Origin of the sequence: Yersinia sp. 2540 StPb PI (assembly GCF_052217165.1) — a bacterium.
Lineage (GTDB): Bacteria > Pseudomonadota > Gammaproteobacteria > Enterobacterales > Enterobacteriaceae > Yersinia > Yersinia enterocolitica_E.
The window spans coordinates 530,758-551,029 of the sequence record NZ_JAZGQC010000001.1 but is presented as its reverse complement, the minus strand read 5'-3'; the positions used below and the strand labels follow the sequence as shown (position 1 = coordinate 551,029).

Here is a 20,272-nt window from a genome sequence, read left to right as displayed (position 1 = left end):
ATCAACCAAAACCATCACTGCATGACACTCGCAACACTCTTCTGTGCCGTCATCATCGCCGGATACTTGGCGACTAAATTAGCCATCATCGTGTTATATAGCGCTGCTTGCTGTGGGGTCTGGAATTGAACGCCGCCATTATTGAAAGTGACCTGCGTTCCCTGTTGCTGCAAGAAATCACCAACTTGTGCCAGATCCTGCACAAAAGCAGAAATCACCGGCACTGCTGGGATCAACACATTGGCTGGCTGAGTCACAATATTATCGAAAGCTTTATTAAATACCACTTTCAAATCATCAGGCTGTTTCAATGCAGCAACCGCACTATCGGCTTGTGTTTTTGCCGTACGAATCTGTTGCACTAACAAGTTCAATGCACCTGCGGACTGCTGTAATGCATCACGCTTGGCGAGATAATCCTGCGCCACGCGGATCTCATTGATTTGAGCAATCGCCGGGCTCAAGCTGGCATCAACAGATTTGGTAAGCTGCTGTGAAAAAGTGACTAAAATCGCATAATCACTGACATAAGGGCCAAATTTCTGCTTTTGATCTTCGCTCAGTGTTGGCAGTTTCATCCCACTACGCATCACTGTATTTTGCAGATAATCAATAAAAGCCTTACGTTGTTCTGGTTCTTTATCCCCGCAGGCGGTCAATTGGAACACCACCAGTAACGCCAGTAATGGCGCTAACCAACGTGAATATCGGGCTGTATTCAGTGCAAAAGTCATGTGAAACTGCTCCTGTAGTAAGTACTTATTTTCACAAATTCTATTCTTATCACCCAACTCCAGTATTAAGAATAGCTAAGGGGAGCGATATACCCTTCTTACTTGAGGTTGCAGGGGTGTTCGCTGCTCTCACTTACCCGAATCACTTACTTGAATAAGCTCATCGGGATTCGCTCGTTTGCAGCCTACCTGCAACACCAAATTCTTTGGGTAACTACGCTCCCCTATGACCAGCCAAGTACAGAATTACTGTAATAACGAAATATCAGCAACCTGCAAGAATAGCTCGCGTAATTTACTCAGCAATGTCAGACGGTTGATCCGCACTGCATCGTCCTCTGCCATAACCATAACACTGTCGAAGAACTCATCGACCGTTTCCCGCAGAGCCGCCAGTTCCACCAGCGCTTCCTGATAGTGACCCGCAGCAAAGACAGGCTCCAGCTTGTCACGCAACACCACTAAATGTGTGGCCAGTTTCAGCTCTGCCGGCTCTTTTAACACCGAGGCATGCACATGGTCATTCAGGGTATCAGTGGATTTCGCCAGAATATTCGATACACGCTTGTTAGCAGCAGCCAATGTCGCTGCGGCATCCAGGGTACGGAAATAGGTCACCGCCTTCACCCGTGCATCAAAATCAGCCGGTTTGGTTGGACGACGAGCCAGTACCGCCTGAATAGTGTCAACGCTGTGACCTTCATCCTGATACCAGGCACGGAAACGGCCCAGCATGAACTCAATCACTTCATCGACCACGTTGCCATTGGTCAGCTTGCTGCCATACAGGCGCACCGCCTCTTCAGTCAGCGTTTGCAGATCAAGTGGCAAGTTCTTCTCGACGATAATGCGCAGTACTCCCAACGCCGCACGGCGTAGCGCAAACGGGTCTTTATCACCTTTCGGATGTTGACCAATGCCGAAAATACCGGCCAATGTGTCCATCTTATCGGCAATCGCTAATGCACAAGCAACTGGGTTCGATGGCAAATCATCACCGGCAAACCGTGGCTGGTATTGCTCATTCAGCGCTACAGCAACATCTTCAGCTTCACCATCGTGACGGGCATAGTGCATCCCCATCACACCTTGAGTATCGGTGAATTCAAACACCATGTTGGTCATCAGGTCACATTTGGACAGCAGACCTGCACGGGTAGCATGGTTAACGTCCGCGCCAATCTGTGCGGCAACCCAGCCCGCCAATGCTTGAATACGGTCGGTCTTGTCACGTAACGTCCCCAATTGCTGTTGGAACAGCACGGTTTCCAGACGCGGCAAATTATCTTCCAGACGTTTTTTACGGTCAGTCTTAAAGAAAAACTCCGCATCAGCCAAGCGCGGACGAACCACTTTCTCGTTACCGGAAATAATCTGTTGAGGATCTTTAGATTCGATATTGGCAACAAAAATGAAGTTTGGCAGTAGGCTACCGGCAGCATCGTAAACCGGGAAGTACTTCTGGTCACCTTTCATGGTGTAGACCAGTGCTTCCGCAGGTACTGCCAGGAATTTCTCTTCAAACTTGGCGGTTAGCACCACCGGCCATTCAACCAGTGACGTCACTTCTTCCAGCAGGCTTTCACTCAGATCAGCAATACCGCCAATCTTCTGCGCTGCCAGTTCTGCATCACGCTTGATTATAGCTTTACGTGATTCATAATCAGCGATGACTTTACCGCGCTCCAGCAAAATCTGCGGGTATTGGTCAGCGTTATCAATAGTGAATTCAGCCTCACCCATAAAGCGGTGACCACGAATAATGCGGTCTGAATCAATACCTAACACAGTGCCTGGAATCAATTCGCTGCCTAACAGCAGGGTTACAGTATGAACCGGACGAACGAATTGGGTTTCTTTATCACCCCAGCGCATCAGTTTTGGAATAGGCAGCTTGCTCAGCGCGCTATTCACCATATCTGCCAGCAGTAATTGTGCTGATTGGCCTTTGACATGGGCGCGATACAGCAGCCATTCGCCTTTGTCAGTAACCAGACGTTCAGCCTGATCGACAGTAATACCACAACCCCGTGCCCAGCCTTCGGCGGCTTTGCTCGGTTTACCTTCAGCATCAAAAGCTTGCGCAATGGCAGGGCCGCGTTTTTCAACTTCACGATCCGCCTGAGCCGCGCTTAAATCGGTCACTTTTACCGCCAGACGGCGCGGCGCAGCATACCAAACCACCTCACCATGAGGCAGGTTGGCGTTATCCAGTTCAGCAGTAAAGTTGGCAGCAAAAGATTCGGCCAGAGAACGAAGAGCCTTCGGCGGCAGCTCTTCCGTGCCGATTTCCACCAGGAAAGTCTGTTGAGTCATGACAGCCTCTTAGTTCTGATTCTTTTTGCACATAGGGAAGCCCAACGCCTCGCGGGAAGCATAATAAGCCTCGGCGACAGCTTTGGTCAGCGTACGAATGCGCAGAATATAGCGTTGGCGCTCGGTCACCGAGATGGCTTTACGGGCGTCCAGCAGGTTAAACGTATGGCCAGCTTTCAGAATGCGCTCATAAGCGGGCAGCGGCAGCGGGTTCTCCAGTGCCAGCAGCGACTGAGCTTCTTTCTCATACTGCTCAAAGCAGGAGAACAGGAAATCCACATCGGCGTATTCGAAGTTATAGGTGGATTGCTCCACTTCATTCTGATGATAAATATCGCCATAAGTGGTTTTGCCCAGCGGGCCGTCGCACCAAATCAGGTCATAAACGCTGTCTACGCCCTGAATGTACATCGCTAAACGTTCCAGACCATAGGTTATCTCGCCAGTGACCGGTTTACATTCCAAACCGCCCACTTGCTGGAAGTAAGTGAACTGCGTCACTTCCATTCCGTTCAACCACACTTCCCAGCCCAGACCCCAGGCACCCAAGGTCGGGTTCTCCCAGTTGTCTTCAACAAAGCGGATATCGTGGATAGTCGGGTCCAGACCCAGTTCTCTCAGCGAGCCTAAATACAGCTCCTGGATGTTGTCTGGTGAAGGCTTAATGATCACCTGGAACTGATAATAGTGTTGCAGGCGATTTGGGTTCTCACCGTAGCGACCATCGGTCGGGCGGCGTGAAGGTTGTACATAAGCGGCAGCGATTGGCTCTGGGCCAAGTGCACGCAGGCAGGTCATTGGGTGGGAGGTACCCGCGCCGACTTCCATGTCCAGTGGTTGAACAATGGTGCAGCCTTGGCGCGCCCAATAGTCCTGTAACGTCAGGATCAGGCCCTGAAAGGTCTTGGTATCAAACTTTTGCATGTTGGATTCGCACGCGATACAAGTGGATTAAAATGGAATGGGTCAGTATACCCGTTGACCGTAAGATATACAGCCAGAATCCGGCAAGATGCAACAATCAAGATGGATTTGTCGATAAAATGAGCCTTTCACTGTATTCCAACTGATTATTCTGCTTTGCGCCAACAAAGGTAAAGAGTCCGTCGATAGGTTGCTAATCAGCTAATGAACAGCGATCATCCTCTGCTAAGTCAGATAATAAAAAGGAAGACGAGTTATGAGTCTACAACGCTGCGGTTGGGTCACCTCTGATCCTCTCTATCTCGCTTATCACGACACTGAATGGGGTATCCCACGTACCGACAGTCAGGCGCTGTTCGAAATGCTCTGCCTCGAAGGGCAACAAGCCGGACTTTCATGGATAACCGTGCTGAAAAAACGTGAACACTATCGCAAGTGCTTCCATAATTTTGATCCGGTGCGTGTGGCGAAAATGGGGCCGGACGATATAGAAAAACTGGTGCTGGACAGCGGTATTATCCGTCATCGCGGTAAGATTCAGGCCATTATCACCAATGCACAGGCTTATCTGGCCATGGAGGCCGACGGTGAGGATTTTTCGCACTTTATCTGGAGTTTTGTTGATGGCGAGCCAAAAATTAACCATTGGTGGTGTCTGGCGGAGTCACCCGCAACCACACCCGTATCAGATGCAATGTCAAAAGCATTGAAAAAAAAAGGTTTTAAATTTATCGGCTCCACCATTTGCTATGCCTTTATGCAGGCCAGTGGCCTGGTGAACGATCATCTGGCGAGTTGTTTTTGCCATCCGGATAACGCGGTAAAATGATAAGAACTTACCAACCGGACGATATCGATGCCGTGATGCAATTGTGGCTAACCAGCACGATTGCGGCGCATCCTTTTATTACCGAACAATATTGGCATGAGAGCGCCCCGTTGGTACGAAACACTTACCTGCCAGCAGCCCGCACTTGGGTCTATTTACACTCAAAAACCATCCATGATGAGAATCCGATTGCAGGATTTATCAGTATTCTGGAAGAACAACTGGTGGGGGCATTGTTTGTCGCCCAACCTTTTCACGGGCAGGGTATCGGTAAGGTATTGATGGAATATGTTCAGCGGCATTACCGCGCCCTGACGTTGGAGGTCTATCAGCAAAACCAGCGCGCCTACCACTTCTACCGTAAACAGGGTTTTACCCAGATAGGAAAAGCGTATAACGCCGAGACCAAAAACACTATTTTAACTCTGCACTGGCAACACCTATTTAATTAGCTCCTTATTTTACCCCCAGCATCTGACAAATTTTAATAACCGGTTCAACCCCATAACTGTATTACTCTATTCCTGAGCCTATTTTCCTGTGGGAATTACGTGAGGGGTTTAATATGATAGGGGCATTGCTAAGCATCCAATTATCCTTAACTTTGTTAATAATATTATCTCCATTAGCCATTGCCGATAATATTAAAATCAGAGAAGTTTGTTTATATTCTGAAGATAAATATCAAGTTGAAGCAACGAATGATAATGAATATAGCGGATGTTATAGAAAAAAACGGGATGTCGCCGGAACGCTAGGCTGCACCTTTATCCCCGCATTGGCGATTTATAATTATGTTACCCATAGCCATTGTGATCAGGCAGATAAATTATGGCGTCAGATATCACATTGGTTTTCCGATGATAATCAAGACAAGGTAGTCTTGATTGCCAGTAATTCCCCTTTGCTTGAGCCACACCCTGCTCTTCCCCAAAATAACGATGACCAAGCCAATTCTCTTATATTGACCTTAACCAAAATTGATACTCAATTACATAATCAGGCACTGACATTACCGGCCACTGCTCGATTTTGTAAAACCTCAATAGATAATATCCTCGCGGCTCGCTATCCCCGTAGCCCGGATGAAAACTGCCCTCAGTGGGTATCTCGTATATTAGCTGATTTCACCCTGTTATTCGGTGATACTGTGCGGGACTGGACACCCCAGCAACTGCAGAATGTCGTCACACGGATTGATAGACAACAGTCTACTGGCTATGCAGGTAACGATGAGACGACTGAGGATCATCTGGTCACTGGCGTCAGTGCCATTATCCAACAATTGGGATTGGCTGAAACCCTCCAGCAAATCACCCGTGCATTTCGCTATGCCCAATTAAATTATGCTAATTATATTGGACAGAACCCCAGCGCCACGGAATCACCTGGCGCCACACAAAGTCTTCCATTAGGGGAATATTCACTTTCGCTAGCGTCTTATCGCTATCCCGCCGAGCCGCACGTAGTCCGTATTCGCCACAATAATGAATGGGTGACCAGACCCGACTTACATTTTGAAGTGGAGATCATTGATGCCAGCACAACTGACCGGTCGGGTATTATTCTCGCGCACACCGTGATGGACCAATGGTTTACTACTTACCTTTTCGCCCCATTAAAAACTGACCAGCAAGACAATCCTCTGACTGATCTTGATCGCACTACCAGCGCAGCACGCACCACCAGTACCTCACTGTTACTCGAATTGGAAAACACCACCAGTGACTATCTGTTCGTGGTGGTACGGCTTGAGGGAGAGATTGTCAGCATGTTGGGAGCCTCTAGCGGGAACGCGACAGATGAGTTCTATATCGATGTTTCGGTGAGCGCTCCCCGTAACGTTCTGACCCCCAATGCTGAAGGCAATGTGCGCGGAGCAGGCAGCGTAGCAGTACATGAATTGGCCCGTTACCTGAAAGAAAATGGGGTGAAAATATTACGGTCTAGCGTTATTTCACAGCCCTCCGCCCGCGTAAAAATGAAGCTCGGTTTTCATCATGATGAACTTTGATATTGACTCAAATATTTGATGAAAATATTTATTATTAAATAGTGCCACCATTCTTATTAAAACTCTCACCTCATAAAAAAGGAGTTAATTATGAAGTTAAATTTTATCAGTAAATATTTGATATTATTATTTTTTATAACAACCGCCACCACTGCAACTGCCAATGATATGAGAGATTACACCGCCGCCCCACCAGAGGTATGTTTATATTCAGAGGATAAATTTCAAGGAAAATCAAAATGTTTTTCCAACAAAAAGAAAGCTGATCTTTTTAACGAAGACGATACCATGATAGGAAATGACAATGCTTCATCAATTTATATTCCCGACGGGATGTTAGCCACCATATATAAAAATGATGATTATAGCCCGCCTTATTTTAACTTAACCGAGTCTATCGAGCAGCCCGCTTTAGCCAATTTGTATATGGATAATGAAATCAGTGGCATTGAGGTCGCTTATTCGCCTATTGAAGGTTGTAGTGAACGTTGTGTCATTCTAAAAAGAATGCAACTGCCTTTATCCGATATCTTTGCTCATCAATGGAGTGATCCTAACCATCCCAATAAACAAGTGTTATTGAGTTTTGATGTTAATGATCAGAGTGTTTTTATGACGGAATTATCTTTAGGACCAATAATATGGTTTTCTCACCGAGATATATTCATCTTTAATAGTCCGCAGAGTAAAGAACCGCTAGCATTTCGCATCAACCCCGAGGCGGACAGATTCTCCCTGTTATTCCATATTAACAACAACAGTATTGCCGTAGATTATATGGAAAGCCGTGGCACTGAACAGATAGCCTTATCCCCCACTATAACGCTTGGCAATGCTCCCTTTGATCGCCCAGTAGAAACCTCAGCCATCGTTATTAATAATACCGGCAAGCAACCACTTATCATCGACCAAATAGTGATGGCTGCCAGCGCTGAAGATATTCAGTCGGTACACCACCGAAGCGAACGCGATACCGCCGGAACATTAGGTTGTACCTTCATTCCCGCGTTGGCGATTTATAATTACGTCACTCATAGCCACTGCACTCAGGGCGATACACTGTGGAGTACAGTAAAACATTGGTTTTCTGATGATAACAAAGATAAATCGATGGCGGTTACCACCAAGTCACCCTTGCGGAAACCACAGCCACAATTACCCCAAAATAGTGGCAGCGCAACACTGACATTAACCAGGCTCGACACCCAATTACATAATCAGTCACTCACCCTACCCGCCACCGCGCAATTTTGTAAAACCTCGATAGATAATATCCTCGCCGAGCGTTATCCCCGTGATACAAATGTAAACTGCCGCCTGTGGGTATCAAGAGTTTTGGCGGATTTCACCCTGCTATACGGTGATTCATTACGCGACTGGACGCTGGATGTTTTACGCCGAGTATTAACACAAATTTATGAGGAAGATACACCCGCCATTCCAAATAGGGACTCGGCAGCAGGAAGCCGCCTGATTAATGAAGTTAGAGAGGCTATGCGCAATCTGGGGGCGGAGGAAACCATCCGCCAGATATCTCAAGCATTTGATCATACAAGATTAAATTACGCACGCTATCTGGCGCACAACCCTGGCGCGACGGAATCCCCCTTGGGTGCACAGCGCTTGCCATTAGGGACATATTCACTCTCTTTGGCCTCTTATCATTACCCCACAGAGAGGCCTGCGGTACGTGTGTTTGAGAATGAACAATGGGTCACCCAACCCAATTTATATTTTGATGTCGATATTCTTGATACCACCATCCCGACCCGGCCAGATATCGATGCCGCCTTTATGGATGATGCTTTAGCAGCAGCAGGCGCATGGTCAGACATATATAACGATGCCCCCGTCTATTACCACACCACTAACGAACCCTGGTCGGAACATGACCGAACTATCGCGGCTGGGCGAACAAATAGTTACTTTCTATACAGTGAATTACTCGCACCCGAACATGACTATGTGTACGCAGCGGTTCGGTTACAAGGAGATGTTGTTAGTCTCCTGGTCGCCAGAAGAGATGAGTCGTTTGAAAATAGTCACGAGAACTACTACATCGAATTTTTTGTCACTGACCCAAACTATGTGCTAATCCCGGAAGATGAAGGCAGTATTCGCGGGGCGGGAAACGCCGCACTACACGAAATGGCGCGTTATCTACAACAACATGGGGTGAAAATTTTACGTTTTCGTGCGCCAAGTCAACCCGCAGCGCGAGTGAGCACCAAACTCGGCTTCCATCATGATGAATTTTGATCGTTAAATAGCATTTCCCACAGACTCTGCACTGATGGTTAATTCAAAAGTAAGGGATTATCATTTGAATAATAAAAATATTTTTTTATTTATTTTAATATATCTGTCATATTCTGGGATGGCTACAGCCCAAGAAACATTGACTGACAATATAATTGAGCACCCAGGTTCAGGCATGAGCGGCCCCCCTCCCCGTAGTTTGCCTGTTTGTATTTATTCCAGCGATTATTTCCAGGGTAAAGAGCTCTGTATTCATGCCCCAGAAAACATTGATTTCACAATAATAAATCATCTTTCAATTCGAGCAGATGAAATAAATTCAATTAAAATCCCCAAAGGCAGTCAGGCGACGATTTACCAAAATGAAAATTTTTTCACCTTAACGGATAGTGTCATGAAAAATACATGGCAACACGTGATAGGAACAGATGAAATATCCAGAATCTTGGTGACAGATAAATCATTACTGAGTTGTGATATACATTGTGTTATCGCACAAAAAATGGTGATACCTCTTTCTGCTATATTTTCTCGCTATACCGTAGATGCAGAAAATAAAAGAAAGTCCATACTCCTTAGCTTTGAAGTGAATGATGGCTCATTTAATATGAGTCTTAATGATTTTATTGATATTACCGCTGACGATAATAGGGTTTCAATACTGCCACCTAACAAGCAACAGCTCGACTTTCCAATCCATCAGGGTGTGACACACATTTCCTTCTTATTCTCCTGGTATAATAATGAATTACTGTTGAATTATTTGGAAACACTCGAAGGCGAGTTACTCAATTTGTCTCCGACTATCTCAATCCTTTCTCAGGATGCTATTAACAGCAAGCCATTTTATTTATCTATCTTTAATGGTGATGAGCGGCAACCGTTAGTCATGCAAAAAGTTCTCATGGCAATACACAGCCAGCCCCAAAGAACCAAACGTGGGGCCAGCGGTATTGCAGGTTGCTTTTTATCCGGCCCTCTGGCGCTCTATAACATAATCACCCACGGGCGTTGTGATCAGGTTGAATCCGCCTGGGGACATATTAAGGCACTCTTCGCCGGAGAAGATCCATCAAACAGAATCGTGGTGGGCAGTGGCGAGCCTTTAAAACCTCATACTCCCTTGATATCCACTTCACAAGAGCCGGTTCCCCCCACATTAGTGTTAACCCAAATTCAAACCCATCTCCACGAACAGTCGCTCACGCTGCCGGCTGTTGCTCGCCATTGCCAGACGCCATTGGAGAATGTTATTGGTCTGCGTTATCCCCGCCAAATTCGGCATTTATGTTCTCCCTGGTTATCATCAGTATTAGCTGATTTTACGCTATTGTTCGGTGGTAATTTGCGTACCTGGTCAACGGAATACCTGATCCAAACCTTAAATAACATCTTAGACCGAGGGACCATTGATAACGACAATGAGGCTATTGATGCTTTTATCCATCAGCCTGTTGCCGGTAATCGCTTGATCCAAACTGTTAATGATGTCGCTGAAGAGCAAGGTCGATCGGCGGTGATAGATAGCATCACTCAATCTTTTGGCTACGCTGAACAAAACTATGCCAATTACGCGATAACCAATAGCCCTCAGGGTGCCACTGCCGATAGTAGCAACGAAAGCACCGATGACAGTTGCAGTAGCGAGAGTGACTCTGACAGTGATGATTCTATTGCGTCACCACGACAGGCTCAGCAATACCCGCTGGGAAGCTATGAGATGCCAATCTCTTCCTATATTTATCAAGATGTTTTGCCACGAATACTGCGTAATGGTGAGTGGGTGGTACCGCCGGAAAGGTTCGATATTGAGGTGATTCAGGGCGAATCAGAGCAAATTCGCCGCCAAATCTATGAATTACTCGCCACGATTGCCGAATGGGAAAATACATACCATGAACAGCGCGTCTATTGTAATCATCATGGTATATTCCCGACGGCCATGGCGACAAATAGATATGCAGGTCAAGCCACCAGTCGGCTGATAAAGAGTTACGCGCAGCGTTCCAGTGATAATCAGAGCATTATCGTGGTTCGATTCAACCATCAGATTGTTAGCGTTAGCATTGCGCACAGTTATTTAATCAATCAAGAAACACATGAAAAACACGGCACAATAGCAACAACATTAACGCATCCGACTTATGTTTTAACCCCAGATGCTGAAGGGACAATCAGGGGCGCGGGATCAGCCGCACTGCACGCCACCATTCAACATTTGAAAGCCGAGGGTATTACTCTTATCGAAGCTGAGGTGATTTCAACCCCCTCGGCCATCGTAAAGAAACGCATTGGTTTTAATTTTAATCCCTACAAATTCGGCCCCGTTTCATCAATACCAACCCAGCCCCCCACCGCCCCGCCTCACGTGGAGTTATAAATCGCGCCCCCTATTGCTACAGATAGGGGGAAGTTATTCAACCACCCGCTAAGTCGTGGCTTTTTCGTGCGTAATTTGTTGATAAACCGGTCAACTAACCACTTGGGATGACACTATGAGAGTTTTCTCAATGGTATTCCCTCCTTTTTTACCGGATAACGATGGCAGATAAAAACCAGCAACTGTACTGCACGTTGGTGAGTAATTTTTTAATCTGCTATTGGGCGACGTTATCTATCTTTTCGCCGAAATAGAGTGCCATTCAAGGGAAATTCAATGAAAAAACACATTCTGGCCACGGTGGCCGCCGTTTCTGTGGCGCTGACACTTTCCGCTTGTACTACCAATCCTTATACTGGCGAGTCTCAAGCCGGAAAATCCGGTTACGGTGCTGGTATTGGTGCGGCATTAGGGGCCGGCATTGGTATGTTGTCATCATCGAAACACGATCGGGGCAAAGGGGCATTAATTGGCGCAGCAGCAGGTGCTGCGTTGGGTGGTGGTGCCGGTTATTACATGGATGTGCAGGAAGCCAAACTGCGTGAAAAAATGAACGGTACCGGTGTTAGTGTTAGCCGTCAGGGCGACAATATCGTGTTGAATATGCCAAATAATGTCACATTTGATACGGATAGCAGCAACCTGAAACCGGCCGGGGCCAACACCTTAACCGGCGTGGCGATGGTATTGAAAGAGTATGATAAAACCGCCGTCAATGTGACCGGTTATACCGACAGCACCGGTGCCAGAGCACATAACATGACGCTTTCACAACAACGCGCCGACAGCGTGGGTAGCGCACTCATCGTGCAGGGCGTGGCCGCTAATCGTATTCGCACCAGTGGTGCAGGCCCGGACAATCCGGTCGCAAGCAACAGCACCGCCGCCGGTAAAGCACAAAACCGCCGGGTTGAAATCACCTTAAGCCCGCTGTGATTCTTAATACTTTCTCTGCGGATAGTGCCTCAGGCTTTATCCGCATTTTCATTACAGCCGCAGCCAATCGGTCATCATAATGACTCGCGCCTGATACGATAAGTACAACGACGAGAGCCGGATAGAATATGCTCAACACGCTCAACCGCTACCCCTAACACCTGCTGAAATACCGCTAACTCCGCCCGACAAAAGCCCTGACAACTGGTCGCCGCGGCACAGATTGGGCAGTGATTTTCGATTAACAAGAGTGACCCATCAGCCTCCTGCTGCATTTGTGCCATATAACCTTCACGGCTGCGGATGGCCACCAGCCGCTCAACCCGCTCGATCACACTATTTGCCCCCACCATCGCCTGACAATATTGAGTGCGGGTTTCCTGTTCGCGGCTATCAATCAGCAACTCAAGGGCGCTGTCACCCAATTGAGAACGGATTAAACCTAATAGTTGTACCGTCAGTTCGCTGTGCGTATCAGGGAACTGCGCGTTACCCACCTCGGTTAGCTGCCATAATTGAATCGGCCGACCCACACCGCGCGTTTGCGCCTCGGAGACCACCAACCCCTCCTTAGCCAATTTGACGAATTGCTGCCGGGCCGCTTCACCTGTCGTGCCTAAAATCATCCCGGCATCACTCGCTTGCATCGGACCACGAGTTTTAAGCAGCATCAGTAGGCGTTTCGCCACCGATTGTGGCTGACTGGTGGTATGGTCGATATTCATATCTTCCCCGGTATCATTGCTAGGTTTTTTATTTTTGATCAATCAATGCCAGCATAACATTTTCCAAGCGCATGCTTGACTTATTATTAGTAACTGCCCTAAGTTATTCCAAGAATTTACTTGTTTAATTTTATCGTAACCACAAAACCAACTCAACAACCAGATTTCTGGCAGGATAGAAACGTGATAATAAATGATGCAAGCCGTTGGAGTGACTTGTTCTCCGGTAAAAATGCGGCCTTTGCCATAGCCCTGTCAGGTGGTGTGGTGTTACATGCCATCAATATCTACATCGCCACCACCATTTTACCGTCGGTGGTGCTGGATATTGACGGCCTGAGCTTGTACGCCTGGAATACCACGCTATTCGTTACCGCCTCGATCCTCGGCTCGGCCCTTTCTGCGCGCTTACTCAGTGGCTACGGGCCACGTAGCGCATACCTGTTTGCCTCGCTAATCTTTATGCTCGGCAGTGCGTTATGTGCCATGGCACCGAATATGCCACTGATGCTGCTGGGCCGCACTGTGCAAGGCTTAGGGGGTGGTTTCCTGTTTGCCCTTTCTTACGCCATGATTAATCTGGTATTTCCACAATCGTTATGGCCGCGGGCAATGGCGCTGATTTCAGGTATGTGGGGCGTTGCCACCCTGATTGGCCCTGCGATTGGCGGCATATTTGCTGAAATGAATGCCTGGCGTTTTGCATTTTGGACGCTACTCCCCATCACCCTGATTTATGCCATCTTTACCTGGCGAATCCTGCCAGCGGGCCGCTCCAGTACCACGACAGCGTCGGCATTGCCTGTCACGCAATTGGTGTTATTAACCGCGATTGTTTTGACTATTTCTGCCAGCAGTATCGCCAGCAGCGGTCTGATAAATATGGTGGGTATGGTGTTTGCCATCTTACTGTTGCTGTTGTTACTGCGCATCGAGTCACGCGCCACCTCTCGACTACTGCCAAAAGAGGCATTGCGCCTTAACTCACCGCTGGCAGCACTCTATATCACCATCTCTCTGCTGGCGATCGGCATTACCTGTGAGATATTCGTCCCTTACTTCCTGCAAATCCTCCATGGTCAGTCACCGTTGATTTCAGGTTATATTGCAGCCACCATGGCGGCGGGCTGGACCCTTTCTGAAGTAATGAGCGCGGGTTGGAAAAAATCAGGCGTCCGCTGGGCGATTATCAGCGGTCCAATTATTGTGCTAGTGGGATTAGTGGCGCTGTCTATCTTGATGCCAGCCGGCTCACTTGGTGGCTGGCAACAGATGGTGCCGATCGCTATCGCATTAACACTGGTCGGTTTTGGCATCGGCTTTGGCTGGCCACATTTGTTGACCCGTATTCTGCAAGTGGCTGCTGAAGAAGATAAAGACATTGCCGGAGCCTCGATTACCACAGTTCAAATGTTTGCCACCGCACTCGGTGCGGCGATGGCTGGCATGGTAGCCAACCTCTCTGGCCTTAATTCCCCAGGGGGAGTAGCGGGGGCAGAAAATACCGCCCATTGGCTGTTTATTCTGTTTGCCATCGCACCCGCATTGGCGATTATTACCGCACTACGTTGCGCTGCCATCAGCTCGCATACCCTGACGGCTAAAAATACCGCCCGCAGCGAAGCACAATAATTCGACGTCACCGACCTGCTAACGCAGGTTGGTTTTCATGCGTTGTAACATGACGAAGGTGATTAGCGCTTGATCCCACAATAGTGATCACTGGTATGCTGGCTTTAAATTTCACCCACCCAAAGTAATTGAGGTTGCGGGCAGGCATCGAGTGATGCAAACCCCGATGAACTTACACAGTCAAGTGATTCGGATTAGTGAATGAAGCTAACACCCCTGCGACTTCAAGTATGAAGGGTAACGTCATTGGAGTTTGCGATGAAGCCTTCTATTGTGCTGTACAAAAGTATTCCCAGCGATCTGCATCAGCGTTTAGCCCAACATTTTACCGTAAACAGTTTTGATGGCTTAGCGCCTGATAATCAGCCAGAGCTATTGTCTGCATTGCAACAGGCACAGGGGCTTATCGGCTCCGGCGGTAAAATCGATCAGGACTTTCTACAATTAGCACCGCGTTTGCGCGCTGCCTCAACCATTTCTGTCGGTTATGACAACTTTGATGTTGATGCCCTGAGCCAGCGTGGTGTGGCCTTGATGCATACACCAACGGTGCTGACAGAAACCGTCGCCGACACCATGATGGCCTTGGTGCTGTCTTGCGCGCGTCGAGTGGTTGAATTAGCTGAACGGGTGAAAGCCGGTGAATGGCAAGATAGCATTGGTGATGACTGGTATGGTGTTGATATCCATCACAAAACTATCGGCATTCTCGGTATGGGTCGCATCGGGATGGCACTGGCCCAGCGGGCACATTTCGGTTTCAGTATGCCGGTGTTGTATACCAGCCGCCGCCCACATGAAGAAGCCGAAAAACGCTTTAATGCCCGTCGCTGTTCTCTCGATACCTTATTGGCTGAAGTTGATTTTCTCTGTATTACGCTGCCGATGACCGAGCAGACCTACCATATGATTGGCCGTGACCAACTGGCTAAAATGAAATCCAGCGCAATTCTGATTAATGCGGGCCGTGGGCCGGTTGTCGATGAACCAGCGCTGATTGCCGCGCTACAAGATGGCACGATTCATGGCGCTGGGTTGGATGTGTTTGAACAAGAGCCGCTACCGATAGATTCGCCCTTACTCTCACTGCGCAATGTGGTTGCCGTGCCACATATTGGTTCCGCCACCACCGAGACCCGTTACAACATGGCTGCCTGTGCAGTGGATAACCTGATCGCCGCGCTAACCGGTACCGTGACGGAAAACTGCGTGAATCCGCAGGTTTTGCAGAAATAAAAAAATTATCCGTTAAGCTCATAGGCCTGTGATGCGCGGGCCTATGATAACCATCCTCTGAGATAACTATATTCTAAAATAACTACCATCTGACTTTTGGTGGTTCTCGATAGGTATGAAACACGCGAAGTATTTGAATCTCAGCGTTTTTAACCCGATAAGGTAGCAAGTAAGGGAGGTTATACAATACCAACTCTCGTGTTCCCATCACTCTTCCTGCTCGCCCCATCGAGGGTTGAGTGGCTAATAATGAGGTTAACTCATAGACTTCATTGGCAAAATTTTGAGCCGCGGTAGGGTTTTTCTCATATAACCACTGATACTCATGTTCTAAGTTTACAGCGGCTTTCCTTAGCCATATTACGTTCATTATTCATCCTTACCCTGAATCGCCACACCCATTCTTTTAAAACGTGTAGTCATCTCATTTTCAGAGATAAAATCTTGTTGTTCAGCCTCAATAATAGCTTGTTTTATCTCGTTAATTTGCCATGCCTCTCGCGCCAGGAAATCCTGGATTGCCTGCCCGGCCAGATAAGATTTGGTACGCCCAGTCGCTTCGGCCAATAACGACAGTTGGTGAGCGAGTTCATCAGGCATTCTTACAGATATAACACTCATTTTTCTCTCCACACCCCATAACTTACAATGTATACATTGTAGTTTAGGCTAAAAAACGGCCAATTAAAAGTGCCCCACTCCTCCGCACGTCTCCTCCCCATAAAATCCACTCAAGGATGAGGCTATTTCCTCACCAAACGGCACACTAAACCAGCCTCAATCCGCATAAACCTCTCGCACCCAAAATAGGAAGATGTGCCATGAAACATCTCAAAATATCCTTGCTGCTACTACTCTCACCGGCAGCGATGGCTAACTGGTCACTCCAGCATTTCCCAGTGTTCACCGAGCAGGACAGTGGTATTTTTGTCAGTAATAGCACTCTGACTAAAGGGGAATATCCGCTCAAGTTTTATCAGAATAAACAGTGCTGGCAACCCACCGGGCCGGTGAAGTTGAACCAGACGTTTTCGCTGCAACCCTGCCAGAATCAAGCCGATATTCAGTGGCGATTGTTCCGTGATGGCCAGTATCAGGCGCGCATTGATATCCGCAGCGGTACGCCGACACTCACTTTAAGCCTCACAGAACCTGTGGTGGAAGTGGCAAAAGTCGTGACTCACAGTTGCCAGCGCTGGAATGGCTTGCCTGTCACTGTAGATGTGAGCAAAACCTTTGCTGAAGGCGAAACGATACGGGATTTCTATTCCGGCCAAACGGCAACAGTCTCGCTGGGGAAAATCACGCTACAACCGGCCCCAGAGAGTGGTGGTTTATTGCTATTGGAATCAGCCCAAACCCAGCAAGCCGCGCCATTTAGCTGGCAAAATGCGACTATTTATTTTGTCCTGACGGATCGTTTTAAAAATGGCAATCCCGCCAATGACCACAGCTACGGCCGTCACGGCGATGGTATGCAGGAAATTGGTACATTCCACGGCGGCGACCTGGCAGGCTTAACCGAGAAACTTGATTATCTGCAACAGCTTGGCGTTAATGCCCTGTGGATAAGTTCGCCACTGGAGCAAATTCACGGTTGGGTCGGTGGCGGTACTAAAGGCGACTTCCCGCATTATGCCTATCATGGCTATTACGGGCTGGATTGGACCCGCCTGGATGCCAATATGGGGACCGAACAGGATTTACATAAGCTGGTTGAACAGGCCCATAAACGTGGTATTCGTGTTCTATTTGATGTGGTGATGAATCATGTGGGATACGCCACTTTAGCGGATATGCAAAGTTACCAGTTCGGTGCACTCTATTTGCCAGGCGACCAACTGGAAAAAACACTGGGTAAAAAATGGACCGACTGGACGCCCGGCAAAGGGCAAACCTGGCATAGTTTTAATGATTACATCAACTTCGGTGATAAAGCCAGTTGGGACAACTGGTGGGGCAAGCAGTGGATCCGTACCGATATTGGCGATTACGACTCACCGGGTTATGACGACCTAACCATGTCATTAGCTTTCTTGCCGGACATCAAAACAGAATCGACTCACCCCAGCGGCTTACCGGTGTTTTATCGGCATAAACCTGATACCGCAGCGCGGGAAATTGCTGGAGCCACACCGCGTGATTACCTAACTCATTGGTTAAGCCAATGGGTGCGCGATTACGGTATCGACGGTTTTCGGGTTGATACTGCCAAGCATGTGGAGAAGCCGGCATGGCAACAGCTTAAACAACAAACCACTGCCGCATTGGCTGAATGGAAAGCGGCCCATCCCTCTCAAGCACTGGATAACTTACCGTTCTGGATGGCCGGAGAAGCATGGGGCCATGGTGTGATGAAGAGCGATTACTACCAAAACGGCTTCGATGCCATGATTAACTTTGATTTTCAGGATCAAGCAAAACAAGCGCTAGCGTGCTTCTCTTCTATTGACAGCACCTATCAGCAAATGGCTGAAAAACTGCAAGCTTTTAATGTATTGAGTTACCTGTCATCACACGATACCCGACTATTCTTCAAAGATGATGCCCGGCAGTCATTGCTGAAACAGCAACAGGCGGGCTCACTGCTGCTGCTGGCCCCAGGTGCAGTGCAAATCTTCTATGGCGATGAAAGTGGGCGGCAATTCGGCCCAACTGGTTCAGATCCGTTGCAGGGCACCCGATCAGATATGAACTGGAATGAACTCACCGGTGCCAAAGGTGCGCTGCTGGCACACTGGCAAAAAGTCAGTCAGTTCCGCGCTCGCCATCCGGCGATTGGTGCCGGAGTACAACAATCTCAACAAACTGATGATTATTATGCTTTTAGTCGCCAGTATCAGGGGGATAATGTGCTGGTGGTTTGGGTCGGAGACAAGAAAGAGTAAATAAGAATATTATCCCGCAAAAACACTCCCTGCCGACACTTTCCATCGGCAGGAAGAAATCTTTCCGCATTGCACCCACTTTTATCTACGCGTATGGTACTTGTTCACTTACGGATAACAATAAATTTTCATTTATGAAGTTTTCACTTTTCGGCGATAAATTTACCCGCTACGCGGGTATTACCAGACTGATGGATGACCTCAACGACGGCCTTAGAACCCCAGGTTCTATCATGCTTGGCGGGGGTAATCCGGCACATATTCCAGAGATGGATGCCTACTTCCAACAACTGTGTCAGGAGATGCTGGAGCGCGGGCAATTGACTGAGGCGCTGTGTAATTACGACGGGCCACAAGGCAAAGACTTGCTGCTGAAAGCGCTGGCAAAAATGCTGCGCGACGAGTTGGGCTGGCAAATTGAGCCACAGAATATTGCACTGACAAATGGCAGTCAGAGCGCATTTTTCTACTTATTTAATTTATTCGCTGGTCGCTATGCTGATGGCAGCCGCCGTCGGGTGCTGTTCCCGCTGGCACCGGAGTATCTAGGCTATGCCGATGCAGGTTTGGATGAAGACCTGTTCGTTTCTGCCAAGCCGAATATTGAGCTGCTGCCAGAAGGCCAATTCAAATATCACGTCGATTTCGATCACCTCAATATTACCGATGATATTGGCCTGATATGTGTATCGCGGCCGACCAATCCTACCGGTAATGTGATTACCGATGAAGAGCTGATTCGCCTTGATGCAATAGCTCAGCAACGTGATATTCCGTTATTGATTGATAACGCCTATGGTGTGCCCTTCCCCGGTATCATCTTTACTGATGCGACCCCACTGTGGAATCCGAATATCATCCTGTGCATGAGCCTGTCGAAGCTGGGTTTACCCGGTTCTCGTTGCGGCATTGTCATTGCCGATGAGAAAGTGATTTCGGCCATCACCAATATGAATGGCATTATCAGCTTATCGCCCGGCAGTATGGGGCCTGCGATCGCCGCCGAAATGATTGAGCGTGGTGATTTGTTGCGCTTATCCAATGAGGTGATCCGGCCGTTTTACTTTGAGCGGGTGCAGCAAACTATCGCTATCCTGCGCAAATACCTGCCGCCTGAACGCTGCCTGATCCACAAACCCGAAGGTGCCATTTTCCTCTGGTTATGGTTTAAAGAGTTGCCGATCAGCACCGAACTACTTTATCAGCGCCTGAAAAAACGTGGCGTGCTGATGGTACCGGGCCACTATTTCTTCCCGGGTCTGGAACATGACTGGCCGCACACCCATCAATGCATGCGGATGAACTATGTGCCCGCGCCTGAGCAGATCGAAAAGGGGGTCGCAATTCTGGCCGAAGAGATTGAGCTGGCATTTCAAGAAGCGAAGTGATTATTAAGCAG

The 20,272-nt window shown here is 48.1% G+C and carries 16 protein-coding genes; 10 read left to right on the top strand and 6 right to left on the bottom strand.

Annotation, left to right across the window (positions count from 1 at the left end):
- Positions 1-14: 14 nt before the first annotated feature.
- From V1956_RS02465 to glyQ, 3 genes are all read right to left on the bottom strand, one after another.
- The gene (locus V1956_RS02465; RefSeq protein ID WP_083161480.1) at positions 15-734 is read right to left on the bottom strand and encodes a DUF3053 domain-containing protein; all 720 of its coding nucleotides are present in this window, start codon (positions 732-734) and stop codon (positions 15-17) included.
- Positions 735-980: 246 nt separating this feature from the next.
- Positions 981-3,050, bottom strand: coding sequence for a glycine--tRNA ligase subunit beta (gene glyS / locus V1956_RS02460; RefSeq protein ID WP_372560219.1), 2,070 nt, complete (start codon positions 3,048-3,050; stop codon positions 981-983).
- 9 nt (positions 3,051-3,059) lie between these two features.
- Positions 3,060-3,974: a glycine--tRNA ligase subunit alpha gene (gene glyQ, locus V1956_RS02455; protein WP_005186828.1), complete on the bottom strand. Its 915-nt coding sequence runs from the start codon at positions 3,972-3,974 to the stop codon at positions 3,060-3,062.
- Between the two features lie 256 nt (positions 3,975-4,230).
- On the opposite strand from glyQ, the gene V1956_RS02450 reads away from it, so the two are divergent.
- The 6 genes from V1956_RS02450 to V1956_RS02425 all read left to right on the top strand — a co-directional run bounded on the left by V1956_RS02450 (position 4,231) and on the right by V1956_RS02425 (position 12,392).
- The gene (locus V1956_RS02450; RefSeq protein WP_420075255.1) at positions 4,231-4,803 is read left to right on the top strand and encodes a DNA-3-methyladenine glycosylase I; all 573 of its coding nucleotides are present in this window, start codon (positions 4,231-4,233) and stop codon (positions 4,801-4,803) included.
- Entirely contained in the window at positions 4,800-5,255 is a 456-nt protein-coding gene (locus tag V1956_RS02445; RefSeq protein ID WP_372560217.1) for an N-acetyltransferase, read from the top strand. The genes V1956_RS02450 and V1956_RS02445 overlap by 4 nt, the downstream gene beginning before the upstream one ends.
- A gap of 113 nt (positions 5,256-5,368) precedes the next feature.
- Positions 5,369-6,817: a GNAT family N-acetyltransferase gene (locus V1956_RS02440; RefSeq protein WP_442824775.1), complete on the top strand. Its 1,449-nt coding sequence runs from the start codon at positions 5,369-5,371 to the stop codon at positions 6,815-6,817.
- Between the two features lie 288 nt (positions 6,818-7,105).
- Positions 7,106-9,076: a GNAT family N-acetyltransferase gene (locus V1956_RS02435; RefSeq protein WP_442824774.1), complete on the top strand. Its 1,971-nt coding sequence runs from the start codon at positions 7,106-7,108 to the stop codon at positions 9,074-9,076.
- A 394-nt stretch (positions 9,077-9,470) separates the two neighbouring features.
- Positions 9,471-11,456, top strand: coding sequence for a hypothetical protein (locus tag V1956_RS02430; protein WP_420074832.1), 1,986 nt, complete (start codon positions 9,471-9,473; stop codon positions 11,454-11,456).
- A gap of 276 nt (positions 11,457-11,732) precedes the next feature.
- Entirely contained in the window at positions 11,733-12,392 is a 660-nt protein-coding gene (locus tag V1956_RS02425; RefSeq protein WP_442824773.1) for an OmpA family lipoprotein, read from the top strand.
- Positions 12,393-12,466: 74 nt separating this feature from the next.
- Here the strand turns inward: V1956_RS02425 and V1956_RS02420 are convergent, their stop codons facing one another.
- On the bottom strand, positions 12,467-13,117 hold the full coding sequence (locus tag V1956_RS02420; protein WP_372560213.1) for a helix-turn-helix transcriptional regulator: 651 nt from the start codon (positions 13,115-13,117) through the stop codon (positions 12,467-12,469).
- A gap of 189 nt (positions 13,118-13,306) precedes the next feature.
- On the opposite strand from V1956_RS02420, the gene V1956_RS02415 reads away from it, so the two are divergent.
- Positions 13,307-14,749 carry an MFS transporter gene (locus V1956_RS02415; RefSeq protein WP_442825775.1) on the top strand — a complete coding sequence of 481 codons (1,443 nt, stop codon included), beginning with the start codon at positions 13,307-13,309 and terminating at the stop codon, positions 14,747-14,749.
- A 258-nt stretch (positions 14,750-15,007) separates the two neighbouring features.
- The gene (ghrB, locus tag V1956_RS02410) at positions 15,008-15,985 is read left to right on the top strand and encodes a glyoxylate/hydroxypyruvate reductase GhrB (protein WP_372560212.1); all 978 of its coding nucleotides are present in this window, start codon (positions 15,008-15,010) and stop codon (positions 15,983-15,985) included.
- Positions 15,986-16,067: 82 nt separating this feature from the next.
- Here ghrB and V1956_RS02405 read toward each other — a convergent pair whose 3' ends face one another.
- Positions 16,068-16,355 carry a type II toxin-antitoxin system RelE/ParE family toxin gene (locus V1956_RS02405; protein ID WP_442824772.1) on the bottom strand — a complete coding sequence of 96 codons (288 nt, stop codon included), beginning with the start codon at positions 16,353-16,355 and terminating at the stop codon, positions 16,068-16,070.
- Positions 16,355-16,606: a CopG family ribbon-helix-helix protein gene (locus V1956_RS02400; protein WP_372560210.1), complete on the bottom strand. Its 252-nt coding sequence runs from the start codon at positions 16,604-16,606 to the stop codon at positions 16,355-16,357. Before V1956_RS02400 ends, V1956_RS02405 begins: the two co-directional genes overlap by 1 nt.
- Before the next feature lie 200 nt (positions 16,607-16,806).
- Between V1956_RS02400 and V1956_RS02395 the strand changes: the two genes are divergently transcribed.
- On the top strand, positions 16,807-18,873 hold the full coding sequence (locus V1956_RS02395) for an alpha-amylase (RefSeq protein WP_442824771.1): 2,067 nt from the start codon (positions 16,807-16,809) through the stop codon (positions 18,871-18,873).
- A 134-nt stretch (positions 18,874-19,007) separates the two neighbouring features.
- Positions 19,008-20,261: a valine--pyruvate transaminase gene (locus tag V1956_RS02390; RefSeq protein WP_372560208.1), complete on the top strand. Its 1,254-nt coding sequence runs from the start codon at positions 19,008-19,010 to the stop codon at positions 20,259-20,261.
- The last annotated feature ends 11 nt before the right edge of the window (positions 20,262-20,272 follow it).